The organism is Planifilum fulgidum (genome assembly GCF_900113175.1).
GTDB classification, from domain to species: Bacteria; Bacillota; Bacilli; order Thermoactinomycetales; family DSM-44946; genus Planifilum; species Planifilum fulgidum.
Map to the genome: position 1 here is coordinate 37049 of NZ_FOOK01000020.1, position 22422 is coordinate 59470.

The window sequence follows — 22422 nt, forward strand, 5'->3', positions numbered from 1 at the left end:
GAGGTGAAAGGCCCGCTGAAAAAGCCGGCATTCTCCGGAGGCGGGCCGTTGGGATGAACAAACAGGAATTGATCAGTCGGATCGCCAAAAAGAGCGGAATGACCAAAAAGGACGTGGAGACGGTGATCAACGGTTTTCTGGACGAAGTCTCCGCGGCGCTGAGCGCGGGCGAAAAGGTGCAGCTGATCGGTTTCGGCACCTTTGAGGCCCGGAAGCGCTCCAGCCGGAAGGGGCGGAATCCCCAGACCGGCGACGTGATGCACATCCCCGAATCGACGGTTCCCACCTTCCGGGCGGGAAGCCGGCTGAAGCAAGCGGTGAAATGATGCGTCTGGACAAATTTCTGAAGGTGTCCCGACTGATCAAGCGGCGCACACTGGCCAAGGAAGTTTGCGACCAGGGAAGGGTTTTGATCAACGGACGCACGGCCAAAGCCGGATCGGCGGTGGCCGTCGGCGATCAGATCACCATCCGTTTCGGCCACAAGCAGGTGACGGTCCGGGTCGATTCCCTGGCCGAGTCCCCCCGGAAGCAGGAAGCGGGTTCGATGTACACCCTGCTGGAGGAAAAGGTCCTGGAAGATTCCGAGGAGGCGGGCACCCCGCTCTGAGGCCTTCGCCTCCTTTTCCGTCCGATGTCCCGCCGGGTTCCGGCCCCTCCGCCCCGGGAAGGTTCTATTTCCCCCCCTTCGTCCATATCATGTACCGAAAGGGGGTACATGCCATGGTGGAGGAGACGTACGGAACCCGGCACGATCTGGTGATGTCCAACCGGAAGGCCCTGGAGGTCACCGGGGTGATCAGCGTGGAGAGCTTCGACAGCGAGGAGTTCCTGCTGAACACCGATTGCGGCTTCCTCGGGATTCGCGGGCAGGACCTGCACATCAAGAGCTTGGATCTGGAAAAGGGGCGGGTGGCCATCGAGGGCACGATCCACGAGATGAGTTATCTGGATGACGGTTCCCCCCGCGCCGACAAAGTGAAAGGCTTCTTCGGAAGGTTGTTCCGGTGAGCCTGCAGACCCAGTGGATCACGATGGCGACGATGGTGGGCTCCGGCCTGATCCTCGGCGTGGCGCTGGACGCCTACCGGGTGTTGAAGGAGCGCTTTCATCTGCGCGGGTGGGTGGTTTCCCTCGTCGATCTGCTCTATTGGGTTGCCGCCGCCAGCCTCGTCTTCCACCTGTTGGTATGGAGCAATTGGGGAGAACTCCGTTTTTACGTGTTCGTGGCGGTCCTGGCCGGTTTCTGGATCTACTTTTCCTGGTTCAGCGACGGGGTTTTCCGCTTTCTCCGCTGGCTGCTTCAGGGGCTGGAGCGGTTGGGAAGGGCTGTCATCCGGGTGGTGACGGTTCTCGTCTGGTTTCCCCTCGCCTATCTGTGGGCCCTTTTCCGCAGGGCGGGCCTGCTCTTGTGGCGCCTGGCGAGAGGGGCATTCCGGCTGATTGCGGCGCCCTTCTTTCCTCTCGTTCGGTTTCTTTCCCCCCTGGGAAAGGCCCCCAAGGCGCTTTGCCGCCGCCTTCTCCGCTTGATTCGCGGGACGAAGAAATGAGATGAAACAGAAAAAAGGAATGATGGGTATGGCATTCGTGCGGAAAGGAAATGTGGTCTCCCTCAGTTCCTCCCGTCCTTCCGGGACTTCGGAAAAACGCCCCAGCCGCCTTCCGCGGAACGTCCGTCGCCGCCGCCTGATCTGGCTGATCGTCATGATCACCTTTTTTGGGTGGTTTCTCTCCGAATTCGTGACCCAGTCCGGCCGGATCGCCGCGCGGGAAGCGGAATTGAAGGCGAAAAGGGAGGAGCTGGCCGCTCTCAAGAAGGAGCAGAAAGCCCTGCGCGAGGAGATCAAGCGGTTGCATGACGAGGAATACCTGAAGGAATTGGCCCGCAAGTACGGTTACCAGGAGCCGGGAGAGGAGATTTACACGTTGCCGGAGGGAACGAATTGAGGGCAAGCCGCCTGTCCGGACCGTGCAGGCGGTTTTGAACCCCCGCGCGTGTCCGGCGTTTCGAAGTGACCATCGGGGGCTCCCCGTCGCCGCCGCTGAACCGGAGACGGCGCGGACCGCGGATGAGGGAAGGGACGGAACATGCGCGGGGGAGGGCACCTTTCGGGAGGGCTGCCAGGGGCTTCGGGGGAGCCGGGAAGCGGCGCAAAATGACTTGTTCATTTTCCATTTCAATATCCCTTGACATCGCCGGAAGGCTTTTGTATAATTAAAGCCGTTGATGATCGACGCGGGGTGGAGCAGTCGGTAGCTCGTCGGGCTCATAACCCGAAGGTCGCAGGTTCGAATCCTGCCCCCGCAACCAATCCATACGAAATACAAGAGGTCGGGTTTCGGAAAACCCGCTCCGGCCTCTTTTTTCTTGGCGGCGTAGCTCAGCTGGCTAGAGCGTACGGTTCATACCCGTAAGGTCGGGGGTTCGAGGCCCTCCGCCGCTACCATACAGGAGAGGGGAAGGCGAGGCATAAGCCCCGATGGGGCGACTGAATCGCCTTTTTTTATTTGCTCGGTTGCGGATGTGATACCGTGGATGTCACCATCAAGAAGATCAAGTTCACCACCATAAACAAAACGTATACGGAAAAGGTGCGGGACTGGCGGGGCCGCTACTGTTTTGCGACGCAGTACCCCAATCCGGACGGAAAACGGATTTTTTTGACCTATTATTTTGTGCGCAAGGGATACACCATCTCCAAGGTGTTCAACCGTTCCGGGGAATTCCTCTATTATTACTGCGACATCATGGAGATGCGCCAGACGGGACGCCTTCGCTATGTGATGGTGGATCTGCTCCTGGACATGATCATTTATCCCGATGGCCGTTACCACCTGCTGGATATCGACGAATTTGCCACCGCCATCGAAAAGGGCCAGCTGAAACGGCGGCAACAGGTGCACGCCCTGCGAACGCTGGACAAGATGATCCGCAAGCAGACCGAGCGCACCTTCATCCCGCCTTATCTGCACAAGGTTTCCATGCACCCCCTTTCGGGGGAGGAAAAGAAGCGTCCCGGCACGGCCACCTAGGAATCTCGTCTTTCGCCGCGCTTCCCCCTTTCTATCGGAACATTCCGCCGAAGGAAGGGCTTCGAGGGGCTCTTTCCCGGCGGATGCGAAGGGAATTCCCGCTTCTTTCGCAAGGTCCCCCGCGGCGGATGGAAGCGGAGTCCTCCTGGGGCCGGCCTTTCGACGCCGTTTTGCGAGGATTTCGGAAGTTTTGTCGAAAGGGGGCGGGAGGCGGGGCGGTTCGACGAGATCGTGCCGAAATGTGCATCCATTCCCCGGGTGCTGAAGGGGAATGCCGATCCCTTTTCCGGGAATGCCCCGTTCGGACCTTTCTCAAGCCATAAGCGGCCCCGCCGGATTGAAAAATTGTCGGAAAAAAATTTGGCTTCCCCTACCGATTGTGACAAACTTTCCCTTCCGGCCCCGCTATAATGGGTGGCACATGAAGCGCAAAGGAGCGTGGGACGCAATGCCATCCACTTATTTGAGCGATTTCAAAAGGGCTTGGAGGGAACGGATCGACGATTGGCGCCTGCGGGGCGGGTCGTGGAAGACGCAGCTCCGCCAGCCGTTTCGCGCGTGGAATTTTCCCGTCCTTTTCATGGGTTTTCTGTTGGGGAGAGCGATGATCCTGGACGCGATCGCCCCCTTCGCCGTCGCCTATCTGGCCGTCGTTTTCCATTTATGCAGGCGACAATGGCCCCTCGCCTTCCTTTCTTTGATCCTGGGGGCGATTTCCCGCGACATGATCCACGCCGTGCAGGTGGCCGGCTTCCTGATGCTGTATCTGTTGGTGCAGAAAGTGTTTGATTGGATGGGAAAGGGGCAGCTCAACTACGTCCCTTTCGCGGTGCTGATCACGGAGGCCGGGGGCCACCTGGGAAAAATCGGATGGGAAGGCTGGTCGCCCTACCAGGGAATCATGGCCGGCGTCGAGATCCTTCTCAGCTTCATTCTCACCTTCATTTTTGTCCAGTCCCTTCCCATCTTTACCGTCCGCCGCAAGCGGTACGCCCTCCGCCCCGAGGAAGTGATCTGCCTGATCATCCTGGTGGGATCGGTCATCACCGGAACCATCGGCTGGAACCTGTCGGGAATGGAACTGGTCAACGTCGTCTCCCGCTATCTGATCATGGTGATGGCGTTGGCCGGCGGCGGGATGCTGGGCGCTTCCGTCGGGGTGGTGATGGGGATGATCATGAGCCTCTCCGAACCCCGCACCATCGCCCAGGTGGGCCTGCTGGCCTTCTCCGGTCTCCTCGCCGGCTTGTTCCGGGAGGGGAAGCGGTGGGGCGTGGCCATCGGCTTTCTGCTGGGGACCTCCATCTTCGCCCTCTACGGCGCCAGTTCCGAGGAGGTGTGGGCTTCCCTCCGCGAATCCGTCGTGGCCATGCTTCTTTTCCTGGTCACCCCGGAGACCTTTTACCGGGCGGTCGCCCGGTACATTCCGGGAACGGCGGAGCACGAATCCTCCCGCCAGGAATACATTCGGCGGCTCCGCGACGTCACCGCGGCCAAGGTGGAGCAATTCGCCGAACTGTTCAACGAGCTCTCCCGCAGTTTTCGGGAGGATGACCGGCTCGGCCGGCGGGAGGAGGAGGCTCAGCTCAACTATTTCCTCTCCGAAGTGATGGAAGGCTCCTGCAAGATGTGCCGCCGGTATCAGCAGTGCTGGGAAAAGGAGTTTGTGAAGACCTACCAGGGGATGACCGATCTCATGGCCAGGGTGGAATTGAACGGGGAGGGGAAACCCCTCCGTGTCCCCCGCTCCTGGGCGGAGCACTGCATCCGGCCGCAGGAGGTTCTGGAGCTGATTCAGCAGGGATACAGCTCCTATGAGAAAGATCTGTATTGGCGGGAGAAGCTCCGGGAGACGCGCCGGCTGGTGTCGGATCAGCTGAGCGGCGTTGCCGAGGTGATGAGCAATCTCGCCGGGGACATCCGCCGGGAGGCCCAAGCGATGACCGCCCAGGAGGAGCAGATCCATCAGGCCTTGGAGGAGCTGGGCCTGTCCATTCAGCGGGTGGAGGTGATCAATCTCGAAGAGGGGAAGGTGGAGATCGAGATCACCTTGCCCCACGCCGACGCCCTGGACGAGTGCCGCAAGCTGATCGCCCCGCTGCTCACGGAGATCGTCGGCGAACCGATCACCGTTCACCGGAAAATGGTCCGGGGCCAGGCCTCCGGCGCCGTCGTCACATTGGGCTCCGCCCAGCGCTATGAAGTGAAGACCGGGGTGGCGGGAACGGCCAAGGGAGGCCATTGGCTGTCCGGTGACAGCTACTGCTACATGAATCTGGGGACCGGCAAATACGCCGTCGCCGTGAGCGACGGGATGGGCAACGGCGAGCGGGCCCAGCAGGAAAGCCAGGCGGCGCTTCAGCTCCTCCGACACCTCCTTCAGTCGGGAATCCGGGAGGACAAGGCGGTGGAGACGGTGAATGCCATTTTGAGCCTCCGTTCCACCGACGAGATGTTCGCCACCATCGATTTGGCGATGGTGGATCTGAACACGGCGCACGCCCGCTTTCTCAAGATCGGATCCACTCCCGGATTCATCAAGCGGGGAAAGGAGGTGATAACCGTCTCCGCGGCCAACCCGCCCATCGGCATCCTGCGTGAGATCGATGTGGAACCGGTGGAGGAGCAGCTTCGGCCCGGCGACCTGCTCATCATGGTGACCGACGGCATCTACGATGCTCCCCGCCACACCGCCGACAAGGAGCGGTGGATGAAACGGCTCATCGCCGAGATCGACACCCGCGATCCCCAGGGCTTTGCCGACTGTCTCCTGGAGAAGGTGATTCGCTATCACGACGGGGAAATCGCCGACGACATGACCGTCGTGGTGGCCAAAGTGGAGAAACACAACCCGGAATGGGCCACGATCCGCCTGCCGGGCATGGAACGGATCAGAAGATCGGAGGTGGCCGGATTCTGAGCCCCCTCGTTGATTCGTGCCCCGGATGGGGATAAAATAGAGAATAACCATGTTGGACGGTCTTTTGCCGATCCCCGGGCGTCCGGCCGAGGATGCAGGCCCCTCCCCCCTGCAATCCCCCCGGACCGGGGAACGGCACGCGGCTGGCTGAAAGCCATCCCAGCCTCTTCCCTCCCGGACCGCGTGCAACCTCTTCCGCCGGTGGTGCGGCATCCCTGCCCTCCCCGATGCCGTTTGCGGACGGCCGCGCGACCGGAAGGTTTCGGCGCCGGGAGAACGTGCGGCGCACCTTCTCCAGGGCGGGCCGCGGCGAAGGGGGCGAGCGAACACCCGGGCAAAGCCCGGGTGTTTCCCGCTGGAAGGGCTTTTTTCCACACATCTCCGGAGGGGATGAACATGGCCTTTCGGGATCGATTGAAGGAATCCATCCGGCGGATGGGTCTGTTGGAGCGGGGCGACACGGTGTTGGTGGGCGTGTCGGGCGGGCCGGATTCGATGGCCCTCCTGCACGCCTTGTGGCGTTTGTCCGACGAAGAGGATTGGCGTATCGTCGCGGTGCATGTGAACCATCAGCTGCGGGGGGAGGCGAGCGAGGCGGATCAGGCCTATGTGGAGGCCCGCTGCCGGGAGTGGGGCATTCCCTGCGATGTCCGCCGGGTGGACGTGTCCGCCCGGCTCCGGGAGCGGGGCGGAAACCTTCAGGATGTGGCCCGCCGCCTCCGCTACGACGCTTTCCGGGAGGCGGCGGAGGAGGCGGACGCCGACAAACTGGCGCTGGCCCACCAGGCGGACGACCAGGTGGAGACGGTCCTGATGCGGTTCTTGCGGGGCACCGGCGTCGGCGGCTTGGCCGGCATTCCCCCGTCCCGCCCCTGGCACGGAAGGCGGCTGGTGCGCCCCCTGCTTCCCTTTTTCCGGGAGGAGATCGAGGCGTATTGCCGGGAAGAGGGGCTTCAGCCCCGCCGGGATGAGAGCAACGATTCCCTCGCCTACACCCGCAACCGGCTCCGTCACCGCCTGATTCCGCAATTGGCCGAATTCAACCCCCGGGTGAAGGAGGCCATCCTGAAATTGAGCCTGCTTGCGGCGGAGGAAGAGAAGGTTTGGGAGCGCCTGGAGGCGGAAGCCGCGGAAAAGGTGACGGTCCGGCGGGAGGAAGGGGAGATTTCCCTGGACGTTTCGGCCCTCAGGCGTCAACCCCTTGCTTTACAAAGGAGATTGATTAAACTACACTTAAATTGTCTTGTAAAGGACGGAACGGTTGAGATTCCCATGAATGCCGTGGACCGGGTCCTTTCCCTGGCGGAGGGCGGCACGGGAAGCCGGCTGCACCTTCCGGGAAATCTGGAGGCGGAGCGGGAATACGGCCGTCTCCGCCTCAAAAGGGCGGAAGCGGATGAGACGAATTCCGAGGGGGGCGTTTTCCCCCTGGCCGTGCCCGGCGTGACCCCCCTGCCGGGAATGGGCGGGGTGATCGAGGCCCGGGTGGCGGATCGATCCCTGGCGGCGGAGGAGCTTAGGGGAAGGTGGGCCGTGTTCGATGCGGATCGGTTGGAACATCCCCTCTGCGTCCGGCCGCGCCGCCCCGGGGACCGCATGCGCCTTCTCGGGCTGGCGGGTTCCAAAAAGGTGAAGGACATCATGATTGACGCCAAGATTCCCAGGCGGATGCGGAATCGCTTGCCGTTGGTGATTCACGGGGAGGAAATCATCTGGATTCCGGGTCTGCGCCGCTCCGACTGGGCGCCGGTGACGAAAAAGACCCGGCGTTTCCTGTATTTGATGTGGCAGCCGTCCGAAGAGGAGTGAAGGGGGCGGCGCGCGTGCGCCTTGAGGGACCGGGAAAGGTTTGACGGGGTTTTCGGCAAACGGGCGCGATGAGATCCAGTGGGCGGCAGGTGAGGGGCTCCTTTTGCGGATGGGCGTCTTGCCCGCTTTATGCATAACCGCTCTTCAGCGGGCCATTCTGTTTGAAAGGAGGCGAACCCCTGGTTGGAAGCCGGTCTGCTTGAATCCAGCATTCAGGCGGATGGTATGAACCGGGTATCCATGCACGAGGACATTCGGGAAATCTTGATCACAGAGGAAGCGATTCGGAACAAGGTGCGGGAATTGGGTCGGCAATTGACGGAGGATTATCGCGGGAAGAACCCCCTCTGCATCTGCGTGTTGAAGGGGGCCGCCCTGTTCATGACGGATCTCGTCCGCCAGATGGACATCCCGTTGGAGATGGACTTCATGGCCGTTTCCAGCTACGGCGCGTCGACGGTTTCTTCCGGCGTGGTGCGGATCATCAAGGATCTGGACACTTCGGTGGAGGGCCGGCACGTGTTGGTGGTGGAGGACATCATCGACAGCGGCCTGACCCTGAGCTATCTGCTGGACCTGTTGCGGCAGCGCAACGCCGCTTCGATCAAGGTGGTCACCCTCCTGGACAAACCCCACCGCCGGACGGTGAACCTGACCCCGGATTATTGCGGTTTCACCGTGCCCGATGCCTTTGTGGTCGGCTATGGATTGGACTACGCGGAGAAGTATCGCAACCTCCCCTACATCGGCATTCTGAAGGAAGAGGTCTACCGGTAGAATTCGGTTGTGGGAGGCCTGCGGCTGTGGTAAAATGGTGAAAGGGTCAATATGGGAGTCGTGACAATGGGTTCCGTCGATATCGATCCGTCACAGCCAAGCGAAATATCGGAGGGAAAAGGGCTTTTCACCTCGCGGGGAGCAAGGTGACCAAGCCCATTCTTGCACTTTTCGGATGAAATCGGTTTTTGTCGAGACGCACTCCTTCATTCGAGCACCCTGACCTGTTTAAAAGAAAGGAGGCAAAGGCGGCTTTCCCCCGGGAATCGAGGGGGTCTCCGCTGCCCACAATCTCTTATGAAAAACGTCTTCCGGATTCCCGGATTATATATTATTCTCATCTTCGTGGCCGTCGGGATTGGCAACGTGTACCTGCAGCAGCAGTCCGAGACGGAGACACTTACATACACCAAATTCAAGGAAAAACTGAACGCGGGACAAATTGCCGAAGTGCTGGTCCGCCCCGAGGGCGAGACGTTCCGCGTCGAGGGAAAATACAAGAACGTTTCCCCGGGACAGGTGACCAATTTTGTCACCCATGTTCCGATGGACACCCGGGAGATCAATGACCTGGATAAGCACAAGGTGCACATCAATATCGAAAAGGCCAAGGGGGATTCCTTTCTACTCACGCTCCTGACGTCGATCGTCCCCCTCGTGCTCCTGCTCCTTTTCTTCTTCTGGGTGCTGAACCAGGCCCAGGGCGGGGGAAACCGGGTCATGAATTTCGGCAAGTCCCGGGCCAAGCTGTACAATGAGGAGAAAAAGCGGATCACCTTCGATGACGTCGCCGGGGCCGACGAGGAAAAGGCGGAGCTGGTGGAGATCGTCGATTTTCTCAAAAACAGCCGGAAGTTCGCCTCCATCGGGGCGCGGATTCCCAAAGGGGTGCTCCTGGTGGGCCCCCCGGGAACCGGAAAGACTCTGCTGGCGCGGGCGGTGGCCGGGGAGGCCCAGGTGCCCTTTTTCAGTATCAGCGGTTCCGACTTCGTGGAAATGTTCGTCGGCGTGGGCGCCTCCCGGGTCCGTGACCTGTTTGAGCAGGCGAAGAAGAATCATCCCTGCATCATCTTCATCGACGAGATCGATGCCGTCGGACGCCAGCGGGGCGCCGGACTGGGCGGCGGTCACGATGAGCGGGAGCAGACGCTCAACCAGCTGTTGGTGGAGATGGACGGCTTCGACGCCAACGACGGGATCATCGTGATGGCCGCCACCAACCGGCCGGACATCCTGGATCCCGCCCTGCTCCGGCCCGGCCGCTTCGACCGGCAGATCACCGTGAACCGCCCCGATGTGAAGGGGCGCGAAGCCATCCTGAAGGTGCACGCCCGGAACAAGCCCCTCGAGGAGAATGTGAAGCTGGAAGTGATCGCCCAGCGCACCATCGGGTTTACCGGGGCGGACCTGGAAAACCTGCTCAACGAGGCGGCTCTGCTGGCGGTGCGGAGGAACAAGGACAAGATCGGCATGGACGAGATTGACGAGGCGATCGACCGGGTGATCGCCGGTCCCCAGAAGAAAAGCCGGGTCATCAGCGAAAAGGAGAAGCGGACCATCGCCTATCACGAAGCGGGGCACACCATCGTCGGCTATTATCTGGAACATGCGGAGACGGTGCACAAGGTGACCGTCGTCCCCCGCGGCCAGGCCGGGGGCTATGTGGTGATGCTGCCCAAGGAAGACCGCTTCCTGCTGACGAAAAGCGAGCTGCTGGACCGGGTCACCGGCTTGCTCGCCGGGCGCGTGGCGGAAGAGATCGTCTTCGGGGAAATCAGCACGGGGGCCCACAACGATTTCGAGAAGGCGACCAACATCGTCCGCCGCATGATCACCGAATTCGGCATGAGCGACAAGCTGGCCCCGATGCAGTTCGGCCGTCCCCAGGGGCATGTGTTCCTGGGTCGGGATCTCGGGCACGAGCAGAACTACAGCGACGCCATCGCCTACGAGATCGACCAGGAGATGCAGCAGCTGATCCGGACCTGTTACGAGCGGGCGAAAAATCTGCTTCTGGAGCACCGGGACCAGCTGGAGCTGATTGCCCAAACCCTGCTGGTGAAGGAAACCCTGGACGCCGAAGAGATCAAGCAGCTGCTTGAGACCGGAAAGCTGGATGATCCCGAGCTGAACGAAAAGATCAAGGTGAACATTCAGGGGAGCAAAAACCTGAACGGATCCGCCCAATGGAACGGGGAAGAGAAGAGCACGGGCGGAGAAAAGGCGGATGAAGCGAAGGACGAAGGGGAAAAAGAGCGCAAAACCGAGGGCGACAGCCCGCAGGGAAATTGAGGGGGCTTTTCCAAGGCCGTGCTTGGCCTGGGAGGATGCCAAGGGCATCCTCCATTTTTGATGCCTCGTTGAAGCCGGATTTCCCCTTCTGTTAAGATGAAGTTGGACTTTTGGGACAAAGCGGGTGGAATCGATGCTGTTGGTGATGGATGTCGGCAATACCCACATCGTGTTGGGGCTTTTTCAGGGGGACGAGCTGCTTCACCACTGGCGGATCCAGACCGATCGCAACGCGACGGAAGATGAATATGCGATGTTGTTGAAGAGTTTGTTTGAACACGTAGGGATCCGGATGGAGGAGATCGACGGGGTGAGCATCTCATCGGTGGTTCCGCCCCTCAAACGGGTGTTGCACCTGCTCGTCCGCAAGTATTTCGGTTTACAGCCCCTGGTGATCGGTCCCGGGGTGAAAACCGGACTCAACATCCAGTACGAAAATCCCCGGGAAGTGGGGGCGGACCGGATCGTGAACGCGGTGGCGGCGATCGAAACCTACGGTCCGCCGCTGATCATCGTCGATTTCGGGACGGCGACCACCTTCTGCTTTATCAACGAGCAGGGGCATTACGTCGGAGGAGCGATCGTTCCCGGCGTGCATGTTTCCGCGGAAGCTCTCCACCAGCGGGCCGCCCAGCTGACCCGGGTGGAGGTGGTCAAGCCGGAAAGCGTCGTGGGGCGGAACACCGTAAAGGCCATTCAGTCCGGTCTTTTTTACGGTTATGTGGGCGTGGTGGACGGAATCGTGAACCGGATGAAGCGGCTTCTGACCAAGCGGCCCACGGTGGTGGCCACCGGAGGGCTGGCGGAGATGATTTCAAAGGAAGCGGAGACCATCGACGTGTATGATCCGCTGCTGACGCTGCGGGGGCTCAAGATCATTTACGAGCGGAATCAATAGAAAAGCGGCAGCCTGAGCGGAGGAAGGGGACGGGCTGCTTTGCGCCGCCTTCGGCGAAGGGAGCAGCCCGTCTTTTTGTTCCCGAAAAGCCGCCCGGCGGGCGAAAACGGTTCCGGATGGTCCGCGGCTCCTTGTGGAATCCTGTAGGCGACGGGCCGGACGGCGGGGTTGCGGGATCGACAGGCGCGCAATGACCGGGAGGTGTCACGATGAGGGAGGACTACGCGGTCCGGGCGACGGCCCACGGCGGGACGCTGCGGGCCTTCGCCGCCCGGACGACCGAATTGGTGAAGGAGCTTCAACGGCGTCACCACACCTGGCCGGTGGCCACGGCCGCCCTGGGGCGGGCCGTCACGGTGGGGGCGATGATGGGGCTGATGCTCAAAGGGGAGAGGGACCGCCTCACCATCCAGATCAAGGGGAACGGCCCCCTCGGCCAGATCGTGGTGGATGCGGATTCCCGGGGACACGTTCGGGGGTACGTGGACAACCCGGCGGTGGATCTCCCCTTGAACGACCGGGGCAAACTGGATGTGGCCGGAGCCGTCGGCGAGGGGATGCTCTACGTGGTCAAGGATCTCGGCCTGAAGGAACCCTACCGGGGGAGCGTGCCCCTCGTTTCCGGAGAGTTGGGGGAGGATTTCACCTATTATTTCACCGTATCGGAGCAAATTCCGTCGGCGGTGGGCGTCGGCGTCCTGGTGGACCGGGACGGTTCGGTGCTGGCGTCCGGAGGGTTTATCCTCCAGGTGCTGCCGGAAGCCGAGGAGGAGACGATCGCGCGCCTGGAGGAGCGGATTGCCGCCATGACCTCCGTCACCGACCGGATTCAGGCCGGCGCCGCCCCCGAGGATCTGCTCCGGGAAGTGATCGGCGAGGATGTCCAGGTGCTGCAGCGGCAGCCCGTCTCCTTTGACTGTTCCTGCTCCCCGGACCGGATCCGTTCCCTTTTGAAGAGCATGGGGAAGGAGGAGATTTCGGCCCTCTTGCAAAAACAGGGGAAGGCGGAAGTGATCTGCCATTTCTGCAGCGAGCGCTACGTGGTGGAGAGAGAGGAACTGGAAAAGTGGCTGGGGGAAATGAAGTAGACGCCCCCGGCTTTTTTATTGACAATGCCGGGGAAATGGGGATAAGATAAAGGAAAGTAACCCTAGTTACATGATGGGAATAGGAGGCCTTCAAATGCGGGTTGCCAACAATATTCTGGAGCTGATCGGCCAGACGCCGGTGGTCAAGCTGAACCGGATCATCGGAAAAACGGACGCGGACGTGTATTTGAAGCTGGAATTTTTCAATCCGGGGGGAAGCGTGAAGGATCGGATCGCCCTCAGCATGATCGAGGAAGCGGAGAAGCAAGGGCTTTTGAAACCCGGAGACACCATCGTGGAACCCACCAGCGGCAACACGGGAATCGGCCTGGCGATGGTGGCGGCGGCCAAAGGGTATCGCGCCCTCTTGGTGATGCCGGACACGATGAGCCTGGAGCGTCGCAACCTCCTCCGGGCCTATGGTGCGGAACTGGTGCTGACGCCCGGCGCCGAGGGAATGCGCGGCGCGGTGAAAAAGGCGGAGGAAATCGTGCGGGAGCGGCCGAACCATTTCATGCCCCAGCAGTTCAAGAACCCGGCCAACGTGAAAATCCACCGGGAAACGACCGCCCGGGAGCTGCTGGAGCAGATGGACGGCCATTTTGACGCCTTTGTCGCCGGCGTCGGCACCGGGGGAACGATCACCGGAGTCGGACAAGTGATCAAGGAGAAGATCCCCGGGGTGCACCTGGTCGCCGTCGAACCGAGCGCTTCGCCGGTCCTTTCCGGAGGAAAGCCCGGACCCCACAAGATCCAGGGAATCGGGGCCGGTTTCGTGCCGGACATTCTGGACACGGAGATCTATGACGAAGTGATCACCGTCGACAACGAGGAAGCCTTCCAGTGGGCCCGCCGGATGGCCCGGGAGGAAGGAATTCTCGGCGGCATTTCCTCCGGCGCGGCGGTGGCCGCCGCGGCCAAAGTGGCCCGCCGCCTGGGCCAAGGGAAAAAGGTGGTGGCGGTGGTTCCCAGCAACGGGGAGCGCTACCTGTCGACGCCCCTGTACCAGTTTGAAGAAGAGGAATCCACCGCGCGGTAAGCGGCAAAGGGGAAGAAGCCGCCGGATGAATCCGGCGGCTTCCGTTTTTTCCGGAAAACCGGGGAAGAAGGAGGAGGCAGGCGCGAATTACTGCTCCGGCGTGACGATGATCTCGACGCGCCGGTTTTTTTGCCGCCCTTCAACGGTGTCATTGGAGGCGATGGGTTTTGTTTCTCCCCAGCCTTTGGTTTGGAATCGGATTTCCTGCTGGGTCAATTTCTCAAGGTGTTCTTTGACCACTTCGGCCCGCTCTTCAGACAGCTTCTGGTTATACGCCGCAGAGCCGATGCTGTCGGTATGGCCTTCGATTTGCACCTTCGAATTGGGGAAGTGGTTTAGGAACCGCGCGACCTCGTTCAGTGTCGTTTTGGCTTCATCCGTCAGCGAGCTTTTGCCGAATTCGAAGAGGATGGGTTCAGGGACGTTCAGCTTAATCCAGTTCTCCCTTAGCGTAATTCCGACGGAGCCGGGCAATTCGATGTCCTTCAGCCGATTCGACTTGGAAAGTCCGTCCACCACATGGAAGGTGCCGACGCCGATCAACGTCAGGTCCTTATAGATCCGCACCTTGTATTCCCCGGGTTCCAATTTGCCATCAATGGCCGGGCGGTAAAATTCCTTGGTGTACCATACGTAATCCGGGCTGAGGTATACCTCATACCGCCTGATCACCTTCTTCACTTCTCCCTTTAATTGAAGGAGATTGACGGTGAGTTTGTTGGTTCCGAAGGGCGAAGGGCTGGTCAGTTTAAAGCTGATGTTCTCATCGGTGTCAAAGGCTTCGCGGGGATTGGCCAAAGAACCTTTCACATTGGGGTCGAAATCGCCGAACTGCAATTTTTGCGCGTTCTCTTCCTGTTCGTTGACGTATTTTTTCCATTTTTTCTTTTCCTGTCGGATGGCTTCCTCCTCTTTTTTCTTTTTCTCCTCCTCCTTTTGCGTTTCGGTCTGCTTGTTCACCGCCTGAAGGGAGGACAGCCAATCCGCTTGGCATCCCGTGAGAAGCACGCAAAGAAGAAAGAGCCAGAATATCCGGTGTCGCATGGAATGTTCTCCTTTCTAAGGAATCACTTCAAAGGTCCCTTTCGACATAAGGGTTTGATCCCGGTCCCGGTAAACCTCCACCCGGTATTTGCCGGGCTGAAGCCAGGGAAGACCGTCGTGGAAAGTGTAGATGCTGCCGAATGAGAGGGCGTCGACGTTGACTTTCTGCTCTTTGATCACCTCGCCCGTTTCACGGACGACTCGCACCCGGACCTCATGGGTAAACATCGGTTTATGGTCCTCAAAACAATATGTAATCGATTCATTCGGGCGAAATTGCGAACGCGGATTGTCGACCGCGAACTTGGTTTCGTCTTCCGGCCAATCCCCGAACGTCATCGGTCTCGGATAGGAAGCGGAGGGTTGGGCTGGTTTGGAGGCGGGCTCGGATTTGGGCTTGGACTCGGCTTGGGGGGCGGGGGGATCTGCCTTGGGCAGGGCGAGTTGACAGCCGGAGAAGAGAAAAACAACAAAAAATAATATAAAAATTTTTAATAAATTTTTCACCAGATCATCTCCTTAAAAAATTGTTATATGCATATTATATAAAATAATGGCACTTTGGCAACGATTATTTTTCCCGATTGCCGATGGAATTAGGTTGGAATAAGAATTTTATGCGGCCGGAGCCGCAAAGCGAAAGGCCCAGGAGGCGGTCAAAGCCTCCGGGACGGGCGAACCATGGGAGATGACGCGGGGGTTTTGCTCCGCGCCGAAAGAGGCGGGTTGCGCCAAGGCGGATGCCGGTCGGAAAAGGGGGGGCTGGGAGCCGAAGGTTCCCGCAATCAAGGGAGGAAGATCCGGTGCCGGATCTGCAGCGGGCGGGGAGCTCGCCCTCGGGCTATCGGTTTTTGCATGCCCTGTCCAGGATTTCCCGGACGACATCGCCCTTGGCGTCCGCGTAGTCCTGCACGTGTCGCCAACTGCGCCGGGCCAATTCGCGCTTGACGCGGGCGTATTTTTCCCGATCTTCCTCGTAGGTGCGAAGCCAGTCGCGAAAGCACAGCATCCGCTCGATTTCCGACGCGCCCTCGCTGAAGACATGCAGGTTGATGTCGGTGTCGGGCCCCTTGAACAGGCGGTGTTCGAACCATTCGGGCTCCCGGATCCGGAGCTTGTAGCCCGCAGCCTCCAGGGCCGGGACATAGGAGGCTTCGTCGGAGGAGTCCGGCACGACCAGCAGGATGTCGATGACGGGCTTGGCACAGAGTCCCGGCACCGAGGTGGAGCCCACGTGTTCCACCCGGAGCGCCCGGTCGCCGAGGGCGGAGCGGATCCGATCGGCCTCCCGCTCGAAAAGCCCGGGCCAGCGCGGGTCGTACTCGACCAGGGCGATGGGCGCGTTGTGGGGCTTCAGCTCGCCCACCGTCACTTTTTTCAGGTATTCTTCCGCATCCCGGGCCGGTTTGGCATCATCCATCGGGGAATCGATCCACCTTCCTTTATCCATTTTTTTCATGAACCCTGTTTCATTATAGCAGAGGCGGACGCCCATCATGGGCATTTTTTGATCCTGCGGGTTTTGCCGGCGGGTGCCATTACTTGGCCTTTTATCGGGGGACGATTTGTTGTAAACTGATAAGGATAGCGGGAGTTTGCGGAGACGAGACCGAGATGAGAGGAGAGGAGCCGAGGATGATTCTGGTGATCGACAATTACGATTCCTTTACCTATAATCTGGTGCAGTATCTGGGAGAGCTGGGGGAATCCCCGGAGGTGCACCGGAACGACCGGATCACTCCGGAGGAGATCGAAGGGATGGCTCCAGAGGCCATCATTCTTTCTCCGGGACCGGGCAAGCCGGAGGAGGCGGGGGTGTGTCCGGAGCTGGTCCGCCGCTTTGCCGGCCGCTTTCCCATCCTGGGCGTCTGCCTGGGTCACCAGGTCATCGCCCACGTCTTTGGCGGGAAGGTGGTCCGGGCCGGCCGGCTGATGCACGGGAAAACCTCCCCGATCCTGCACGACGGGAAAACCCTGTTTCGGGGGATGCCTTCCCCCTTCGAGGCGATGCGCTACCACTCCCTGATTGTCGACCGGGAGAGCCTGCCGGCGGAACTTTTGGTCAGTGCCGTAACGCCGGAAGGGGAAGTGATGGCCCTGCGCCACCGGGACTACCCCCTGGAGGGCGTCCAGTTCCATCCGGAATCGGTGGGGACTCCGGAGGGCAAAAGGCTGCTCACCAACTTTTTGGATGCGCATTTGCCCGGCCGTCCGGCCCGGGCCGTGTGACTTTCGGCAAAGGGGCGAAGGGAATGAGCGGCACCACTTCCATGATCCATCCGCCCAGGGAACCCTTGAAAGCCGGTTCCCACCTCCTTCCCATCCACCGGCGCACCCTGGTGATGGGCATCCTGAACGTGACCCCGGACTCCTTCTCCGACGGGGGCCGGTACAACCGGCTGGACCGGGCCGTATCCCATGCCCGCCGGATGGTGGAGGAGGGGGCGGACCTGATTGACGTGGGGGGCGAATCGACCCGTCCCGGGCATGAACCGGTTCCCCTGGAGGAGGAGCTGGAGCGGGTGATTCCCGTGATTGAGGCCCTCGTCCGGGAGGTGGACGTCCCCCTCTCCGTCGACACCTACAAGGCGGAGGTGGCCCGGCAGGCCCTGGAGGCGGGCGCCCACATCATCAACGACGTGTGGGGCTGCAGGCGGGATCCGGAGATGGCCCGGGTGGCGGCCCGCTTCGATGTGCCGATCGTCCTGATGCACAACCGGGAACTGCCGACGGCCTATGATTCCCTTTTGGACGACATCTGCGCCGATCTGTTGGAAAGCGTGCGGATCGCCCGGGAGGCGGGCGTCAAGGAGGAGCGGATCATCCTCGACCCGGGGATCGGCTTCGGCAAAACCTATGAGGAGAACCTCGAGGTGATGCGCCGGCTGGAGCGGATCGTCGAGCTCGGCTATCCGGTGCTGCTCGGCACATCCCGGAAGTCGATGATCGGCAAGACCCTCGACCTGCCCACGGACCAGCGCGTCGAGGGGACCGCGGCCACCGTCGCCCTGGGCATCGCCAAGGGGTGCCGGATCGTCCGGGTGCACGACGTGCGGGAAATGGTCCGGGTCGCCCGCATGACCGATGCGATCCTGTACGGCCCCGAAGCGGTCAGGGATTGACGAACTTGCGGCACGGAGGAAGAGGGAGGCCGGGGAGACGATGGACAAGGATACGATCTTTTTCAGGGGCATGACCTTCTACGGATATCACGGGGTATACCCCGAGGAGACACGGCTGGGACAGCGGTTTGTCGTCGATCTGGAGCTGGGACTGGACCTGGCCCCCGCCGCCCGCACCGACGATCTGAATCAGACCGTGGACTACGGCCGGGTGTATCAGGTGGTCAAGGAATTGGTGGAGGGGAAACCCTGCCGGCTGGTGGAGACCCTGGCGGAGCGGATCGCCGGCGCGCTCCTCACCGGCTTTCCGGTGGAGGAGGTGCGGGTCCGGGTGACCAAGCCGAATCCGCCCATCCCCGGACATTACGATTCCGTCGGCGTGGAAATCCGCAGGAGGCGGCCATGAGGCAGCCGGTGACCGCCTACCTGGGGCTGGGCTCCAATCTGGGCGACCGGCTGGACCACCTGCGCCAGGGGGTGGAGCTGCTCCAGTCCCATCCGGCCATCCGCATCACCCGGATCTCCTCCGTCTATGAGACGGCCCCCGTCGGTCCGGTGGAGCAACCGGATTTTCTCAACCTGGTCGTCGCCGCCGACACCACCCTTTCTCCGGAGGAGCTTCTTTCGGTCGCCCAGGAGATCGAGAGGCGGCTTCACCGGGTGCGGACCATCCGCTGGGGACCCCGCACCCTGGACATCGACATCCTGCTGTACGGGGACCGGATTCTTCACAGGGAGGAATTGACCATTCCCCATCCCCGGATGGAGGAGCGGGCCTTCGTCCTGATTCCCCTCCTGGAAGTGGCGGGCAATCTGCGGATTCCCGGGAGCGGGGCGACGGTCCGGGAGCGGATCGAAAAGGCCCCGGACCGGCCGGGCGTGCGAAGGACCCCGTATCGCATCACTCCGGCAAATCCGGTGATGGGATGAGGAATATATCGGTTTGAAGAAAGCAATAAAGAAAGGAGGATGAGGCGCCGTGATGAAAAAACTGAAGATCGGGCCGGTGGAGACGAAAAACAACGTGGTGCTGGCGCCGATGGCCGGCGTCTGCAACCCCGCCTTCCGCCTGATCGCCAAGGAATTCGGGGTGGGTCTGGTCTGTGCCGAGATGGTGAGCGACAAGGCGATCCTGCACGGCAACGAGCGCACCCGGAAGATGCTGTACGTGGATGAGCGGGAAAAGCCCCTCAGCCTGCAGATCTTCGGCGGGGACAAGGAGAGCCTGGTGGAGGCGGCCAAGATCGTGGACCGGCAGACCAACGCGGACATCATCGACATCAACATGGGCTGCCCGGCGCCCAAGGTGGTCAAGTGCGACGCCGGCGCCCGCTGGCTGCTGAATCCGGGGAAAATCGAGGAACTGGTGGCCGCCGTCGTCGAGGCGGTGGAAAAACCGGTTACCGTCAAGATGCGGATCGGCTGGGATGAAAACCACATCTACGCCGTGGAAAACGCCCTGGCCGTCCAGCGGGGCGGAGGAAAAGCGGTGGCCGTGCACGGCCGCACCCGGAAGCAGATGTACACCGGGAAAGCCAACTGGGACATCATCCGCCAGGTGAAGGAGGCGGTGGACATCCCGGTGATCGGAAACGGGGATGTCTTCACCCCCGAGGATGCGAAACGGATGCTGGAGCAGACCGGCTGCGACGGCGTCATGATCGGACGGGGCGCCCTGGGGAATCCCTGGATGCTGCACCGCACCGTCCATTACCTGGAAACCGGCGAACTCCTTCCCGAGCCCACCCCCCGGGAAAAGGTGGAGATCGCGCTTGTGCACATGGACCGGCTCATCGCCCTGCGCGGCGAGGAAGTGGCCGTCCGGGAGATGCGGAAGCACGCCGCCTGGTATTTGAAGGGACTGCGGGGCGCCGCCCGGGTGAAGGACCGCATCAACGAACAAACCACCCGGGAGGGGATGGCCCGGGTCCTGTGGGAGTTCGTGGAGCAGCTGGAACGGGAACAGTCCGGGAATTCGGCGAAAAAGGCGGGATGACTTCCGGCGGGTTCATCCCGCCCGGCGTTTTTTCTTGGCCGCGGAGCCGGCGAGGAGGCTCCCCGTGCGTGAAACCCGGCGGAGACGACTCTCGGCCGTTTTTTCTGTTTGAGGGTTGTCCCGTTTGGTCCATAAAGGAAAGTAAGGGGAAAGAACCGTTTGACGGTCAAATGGTCCCCCGTCGAACCGGAGGGAGTGTATGTCATGACTAGGGATGAGGAACAAAACGAGTTGTTGAAGGTCCGGCGGAATAAGATGGAGACCCTGCGCGAGGAGGGCATCGATCCGTTCGGCCGCCGCTTTGAGCGGACCCACTTGGCCCGCGACATTCACGAGGCCTTTGGTCACTTCAGCAAGGAAGAGTTGCAGGAAAAAGGGGAAAAGGTGACAGTGGCGGGGCGCCTCATGTCCAAGCGGAAGCAGGGGAAGGCCTCCTTCGCCCACCTGCAGGATGTGTCCGGACGGATCCAGATCTACGTCCGCCTGGACGAGGTGGGAGAGAAGCAGTATGAGCTTTTCACCATGGCCGACATCGGCGACTGGCTGGGTGTCAGCGGCGAGGTGTTCAAGACCAACCGCGGGGAAACCACCGTCAAGGCGGAATCCATCACCTTCCTGACCAAGTCCCTTCGCCCCCTGCCGGAGAAGTTCCACGGCTTGAAGGACGTGGAACTGCGTTACCGCAAGCGTTATCTCGACCTGATCATGAATCCCGACGTGAAGGAGACCTTTATCCTGCGCAGCCGCATCATCGCCGCGATCCGCCGCTTTTTGGACGAGCGGGGCTTTCTGGAAGTGGAGACGCCCACCATGCACGCCATCGCCGGGGGAGCGGCGGCGCGTCCCTTTATCACTCACCACAACGCCCTCGACATGCAGCTCTACATGCGGATCGCCATCGAGCTTCATCTGAAGCGGCTGATCGTCGGCGGACTGGAAAAGGTGTACGAGATCGGCCGGGTCTACCGGAACGAAGGGATTTCCACGAAGCACAATCCGGAATTCACGATGTTGGAGCTGTATCAGGCCTTTGCCGATTTTCGGGACATCATGAATTTGACGGAGGACCTGATCGCTCACGTGGCCAGGGAAGTGCTGGGAACGACCCGGATCGTTTACCAGGGGCATGAGATCGATCTGACGCCCCCCTGGGACCGGAAATCGATGACGGATCTGATCCGGGAGCATGTCGGCGTCGACTTCACCCGGGAGATGAGCGACGAGGAGGCCCGCCGCCTTGCCGAGGAGCACGGCGTCGAAGTGACCAAAGCGATGACCTTCGGCCACATTGTCAACGAGTTTTTCGAGCAAAAGGTGGAGGACAAGCTGATCCAGCCCACCTTCGTCTACGGCCATCCCACGGCCATCTCCCCGCTGGCCAAGAAGAACGAAGAGGATCCGCGCTTCACCGACCGCTTCGAACTCTTCATCGTCGGCCGGGAGCACGCCAACGCCTTCACCGAGCTGAACGACCCCATCGATCAGCGGCAGCGGTTTGAGGCGCAATTGAAGGAGCGCGCCGCCGGCAACGAGGAGGCCCATCCGATGGACGAGGACTTCCTGGAGTCCCTGGAATACGGCATGCCTCCCACCGGAGGGCTGGGGATCGGCATCGACCGGCTGGTGATGCTCCTCACCGACAGCCCCTCCATCCGGGACGTCCTCCTCTTCCCGCTGATGCGGGATCGGGATTGAAGGCGGATGGAAAAATGAAAAAAGGCGTTCCCCCATATACGGGGGAACGCCTTTTTTCGCGGCAGGCTTCGAAAGGATCCGGATCCCAATGACTTGCCCGATTACAGTGGAGGCAACGAAAACATGAACATGGTTCGAGGTGTCGACGTCGGAGGACGGACCAGAGAAGAACAACAGGATATCGGCGCGGTTCATGGTGAGCATGTCCAGCATCCCGCTTGGCATCAATCTTTCCTGTCGGTTTCAGCCGGGAGAAAGCGGCTGCAATCGGAAAAGGAACTGCCCTTCTTTTACGCTCGACTTGTCCCGGTTCGAAACCATTGTCCTGCAGGATTGTTGCTATTCCGGTTCCATGGAAAACAGGTGAGCCAATGTTATGAAAGTATGGATCGGGCTAAAATGATGTTTGCGGGTTGGCGCCGCACGCCTTGTATGGGCTTTCCGGACGGGGAGGAGGCGCAAGATCCCGGCGAAAAAATTCAGCCGCTGCCCCTTCAGCATGGGATCAACCGGCACCTTTGATTGGACCGAAAACCATATCCGGCACGGATGAGGCGGCGCCACAGCCTCTGCGGGGTGTTCCCCTTTGTGTTGAGCGCGGTCAGGAGGTTCGCATTAGAAGCTATTTCAAAATTCGGTTTACACACCAAATAATGAATGCGATCAGGCAAAAAGCTCTATAAATATGCAAATATCGGTCATATCGAAC

Annotated in this window: 23 protein-coding genes and 2 tRNA genes; 22 read left to right on the forward strand and 3 right to left on the reverse strand. The window is 60.8% G+C overall.

Annotation, left to right across the window (positions count from 1 at the left end; translation table 11 throughout):
• The first annotated feature begins 53 nt into the window (after positions 1–53).
• From BM063_RS11440 to cysK, 15 genes are all read left to right on the forward strand, one after another.
• On the forward strand, positions 54–326 hold the full coding sequence (locus BM063_RS11440) for an HU family DNA-binding protein (RefSeq protein WP_092039097.1): 273 nt from the start codon (positions 54–56) through the stop codon (positions 324–326).
• On the forward strand, positions 326–610 hold the full coding sequence (locus BM063_RS11445) for an RNA-binding S4 domain-containing protein (protein WP_092039099.1): 285 nt from the start codon (positions 326–328) through the stop codon (positions 608–610). The genes BM063_RS11440 and BM063_RS11445 overlap by 1 nt, the downstream gene beginning before the upstream one ends.
• 113 nt (positions 611–723) lie before the next feature.
• Positions 724–1011: a sporulation protein YabP gene (gene yabP / locus BM063_RS11450; protein WP_092039101.1), complete on the forward strand. Its 288-nt coding sequence runs from the start codon at positions 724–726 to the stop codon at positions 1009–1011.
• Complete coding sequence (gene yabQ / locus BM063_RS11455) at positions 1008–1550, forward strand: spore cortex biosynthesis protein YabQ (RefSeq protein ID WP_092039103.1); 543 nt, start codon at positions 1008–1010, stop codon at positions 1548–1550. The genes yabP and yabQ overlap by 4 nt, the downstream gene beginning before the upstream one ends.
• Before the next feature lie 28 nt (positions 1551–1578).
• Entirely contained in the window at positions 1579–1947 is a 369-nt protein-coding gene (locus tag BM063_RS11460) for an FtsB family cell division protein (protein ID WP_177199120.1), read from the forward strand.
• Positions 1948–2235: 288 nt separating this feature from the next.
• A tRNA-Met gene (locus BM063_RS11470) sits at positions 2236–2311 on the forward strand.
• A 59-nt stretch (positions 2312–2370) separates the two neighbouring features.
• Positions 2371–2447, forward strand: a tRNA-Met gene (locus BM063_RS11475).
• A gap of 85 nt (positions 2448–2532) precedes the next feature.
• The gene (locus tag BM063_RS11480) at positions 2533–3033 is read left to right on the forward strand and encodes a ribonuclease FAU-1 family protein (protein WP_177199121.1); all 501 of its coding nucleotides are present in this window, start codon (positions 2533–2535) and stop codon (positions 3031–3033) included.
• Between the two features lie 448 nt (positions 3034–3481).
• On the forward strand, positions 3482–5953 hold the full coding sequence (spoIIE, locus tag BM063_RS11485) for a stage II sporulation protein E (RefSeq protein WP_177199122.1): 2472 nt from the start codon (positions 3482–3484) through the stop codon (positions 5951–5953).
• Between the two features lie 396 nt (positions 5954–6349).
• Positions 6350–7762: a tRNA lysidine(34) synthetase TilS gene (gene tilS, locus BM063_RS11490; protein ID WP_177199123.1), complete on the forward strand. Its 1413-nt coding sequence runs from the start codon at positions 6350–6352 to the stop codon at positions 7760–7762.
• Between the two features lie 240 nt (positions 7763–8002).
• Positions 8003–8539: a hypoxanthine phosphoribosyltransferase gene (gene hpt, locus BM063_RS11495; RefSeq protein ID WP_092039154.1), complete on the forward strand. Its 537-nt coding sequence runs from the start codon at positions 8003–8005 to the stop codon at positions 8537–8539.
• A gap of 297 nt (positions 8540–8836) precedes the next feature.
• Positions 8837–10831, forward strand: a complete 1995-nt coding sequence (gene ftsH, locus BM063_RS11500) for an ATP-dependent zinc metalloprotease FtsH (protein WP_092039118.1) — start codon at positions 8837–8839, stop codon at positions 10829–10831.
• A gap of 133 nt (positions 10832–10964) precedes the next feature.
• A complete protein-coding gene (locus BM063_RS11505; RefSeq protein ID WP_092039120.1) occupies positions 10965–11729 on the forward strand; it encodes a type III pantothenate kinase in 765 nt (254 codons plus the stop codon).
• 209 nt (positions 11730–11938) lie between these two features.
• Positions 11939–12817 (forward strand): Hsp33 family molecular chaperone HslO, encoded by an 879-nt coding sequence (hslO, locus tag BM063_RS11510; RefSeq protein WP_092039122.1) that lies wholly within the window; start codon positions 11939–11941, stop codon positions 12815–12817.
• A gap of 94 nt (positions 12818–12911) precedes the next feature.
• The gene (gene cysK / locus BM063_RS11515) at positions 12912–13856 is read left to right on the forward strand and encodes a cysteine synthase A (protein WP_092039124.1); all 945 of its coding nucleotides are present in this window, start codon (positions 12912–12914) and stop codon (positions 13854–13856) included.
• Positions 13857–13943: 87 nt separating this feature from the next.
• Here the strand turns inward: cysK and BM063_RS11520 are convergent, their stop codons facing one another.
• From BM063_RS11520 to BM063_RS11530, 3 genes are all read right to left on the reverse strand, one after another.
• Complete coding sequence (locus BM063_RS11520; RefSeq protein WP_092039127.1) at positions 13944–14900, reverse strand: OmpA family protein; 957 nt, start codon at positions 14898–14900, stop codon at positions 13944–13946.
• Positions 14901–14915: 15 nt separating this feature from the next.
• On the reverse strand, positions 14916–15107 hold the full coding sequence (locus BM063_RS17675) for a hypothetical protein (protein WP_177199124.1): 192 nt from the start codon (positions 15105–15107) through the stop codon (positions 14916–14918).
• Positions 15108–15741: 634 nt separating this feature from the next.
• Positions 15742–16350: a GrpB family protein gene (locus BM063_RS11530; protein WP_245752243.1), complete on the reverse strand. Its 609-nt coding sequence runs from the start codon at positions 16348–16350 to the stop codon at positions 15742–15744.
• Positions 16351–16535: 185 nt separating this feature from the next.
• Between BM063_RS11530 and BM063_RS11535 the strand changes: the two genes are divergently transcribed.
• The 7 genes from BM063_RS11535 to BM063_RS17295 all read left to right on the forward strand — a co-directional run bounded on the left by BM063_RS11535 (position 16536) and on the right by BM063_RS17295 (position 22235).
• Positions 16536–17129, forward strand: a complete 594-nt coding sequence (locus tag BM063_RS11535; RefSeq protein ID WP_092039131.1) for an anthranilate synthase component II — start codon at positions 16536–16538, stop codon at positions 17127–17129.
• Between the two features lie 23 nt (positions 17130–17152).
• Entirely contained in the window at positions 17153–18022 is an 870-nt protein-coding gene (gene folP / locus BM063_RS11540; protein WP_092039133.1) for a dihydropteroate synthase, read from the forward strand.
• Positions 18023–18062: 40 nt separating this feature from the next.
• Entirely contained in the window at positions 18063–18428 is a 366-nt protein-coding gene (gene folB / locus BM063_RS11545) for a dihydroneopterin aldolase (protein WP_092039135.1), read from the forward strand.
• Positions 18425–18952, forward strand: coding sequence for a 2-amino-4-hydroxy-6-hydroxymethyldihydropteridine diphosphokinase (gene folK / locus BM063_RS11550; protein ID WP_092039137.1), 528 nt, complete (start codon positions 18425–18427; stop codon positions 18950–18952). The genes folB and folK overlap by 4 nt, the downstream gene beginning before the upstream one ends.
• A gap of 52 nt (positions 18953–19004) precedes the next feature.
• Positions 19005–20018, forward strand: a complete 1014-nt coding sequence (gene dusB / locus BM063_RS11555; RefSeq protein ID WP_092039158.1) for a tRNA dihydrouridine synthase DusB — start codon at positions 19005–19007, stop codon at positions 20016–20018.
• Positions 20019–20222: 204 nt separating this feature from the next.
• On the forward strand, positions 20223–21713 hold the full coding sequence (lysS, locus tag BM063_RS11560; RefSeq protein WP_092039160.1) for a lysine--tRNA ligase: 1491 nt from the start codon (positions 20223–20225) through the stop codon (positions 21711–21713).
• Between the two features lie 123 nt (positions 21714–21836).
• The gene (locus BM063_RS17295; RefSeq protein WP_143085332.1) at positions 21837–22235 is read left to right on the forward strand and encodes a hypothetical protein; all 399 of its coding nucleotides are present in this window, start codon (positions 21837–21839) and stop codon (positions 22233–22235) included.
• The last annotated feature ends 187 nt before the right edge of the window (positions 22236–22422 follow it).

What these genes read in the sequence shown, in the direction of transcription:
- BM063_RS11440 (WP_092039097.1), top strand. Translation starts at nt 54, where the DNA reads ATGAACAAACAGGAATTGATCAGTCGGATCGCCAAAAAGAGCGGAATG.
- BM063_RS11445 (WP_092039099.1), top strand. Translation starts at nt 326, where the DNA reads ATGCGTCTGGACAAATTTCTGAAGGTGTCCCGACTGATCAAGCGGCGC.
- yabP (WP_092039101.1), top strand. Translation starts at nt 724, where the DNA reads ATGGTGGAGGAGACGTACGGAACCCGGCACGATCTGGTGATGTCCAAC.
- BM063_RS11460 (WP_177199120.1), top strand. Translation starts at nt 1,579, where the DNA reads ATGGCATTCGTGCGGAAAGGAAATGTGGTCTCCCTCAGTTCCTCCCGT.
- spoIIE (WP_177199122.1), top strand. Translation starts at nt 3,482, where the DNA reads ATGCCATCCACTTATTTGAGCGATTTCAAAAGGGCTTGGAGGGAACGG.
- tilS (WP_177199123.1), top strand. Translation starts at nt 6,350, where the DNA reads ATGGCCTTTCGGGATCGATTGAAGGAATCCATCCGGCGGATGGGTCTG.
- hpt (WP_092039154.1), top strand. Translation starts at nt 8,003, where the DNA reads ATGCACGAGGACATTCGGGAAATCTTGATCACAGAGGAAGCGATTCGG.
- ftsH (WP_092039118.1), top strand. Translation starts at nt 8,837, where the DNA reads ATGAAAAACGTCTTCCGGATTCCCGGATTATATATTATTCTCATCTTC.
- BM063_RS11505 (WP_092039120.1), top strand. Translation starts at nt 10,965, where the DNA reads ATGCTGTTGGTGATGGATGTCGGCAATACCCACATCGTGTTGGGGCTT.
- hslO (WP_092039122.1), top strand. Translation starts at nt 11,939, where the DNA reads ATGAGGGAGGACTACGCGGTCCGGGCGACGGCCCACGGCGGGACGCTG.
- cysK (WP_092039124.1), top strand. Translation starts at nt 12,912, where the DNA reads ATGCGGGTTGCCAACAATATTCTGGAGCTGATCGGCCAGACGCCGGTG.
- BM063_RS11520 (WP_092039127.1), bottom strand. Translation starts at nt 14,900, where the DNA reads ATGCGACACCGGATATTCTGGCTCTTTCTTCTTTGCGTGCTTCTCACG.
- BM063_RS11530 (WP_245752243.1), bottom strand. Translation starts at nt 16,350, where the DNA reads ATGGATAAAGGAAGGTGGATCGATTCCCCGATGGATGATGCCAAACCG.
- BM063_RS11535 (WP_092039131.1), top strand. Translation starts at nt 16,536, where the DNA reads ATGATTCTGGTGATCGACAATTACGATTCCTTTACCTATAATCTGGTG.
- folP (WP_092039133.1), top strand. Translation starts at nt 17,153, where the DNA reads ATGAGCGGCACCACTTCCATGATCCATCCGCCCAGGGAACCCTTGAAA.
- folB (WP_092039135.1), top strand. Translation starts at nt 18,063, where the DNA reads ATGGACAAGGATACGATCTTTTTCAGGGGCATGACCTTCTACGGATAT.
- folK (WP_092039137.1), top strand. Translation starts at nt 18,425, where the DNA reads ATGAGGCAGCCGGTGACCGCCTACCTGGGGCTGGGCTCCAATCTGGGC.
- dusB (WP_092039158.1), top strand. Translation starts at nt 19,005, where the DNA reads ATGAAAAAACTGAAGATCGGGCCGGTGGAGACGAAAAACAACGTGGTG.
- lysS (WP_092039160.1), top strand. Translation starts at nt 20,223, where the DNA reads ATGACTAGGGATGAGGAACAAAACGAGTTGTTGAAGGTCCGGCGGAAT.
- BM063_RS17295 (WP_143085332.1), top strand. Translation starts at nt 21,837, where the DNA reads ATGAACATGGTTCGAGGTGTCGACGTCGGAGGACGGACCAGAGAAGAA.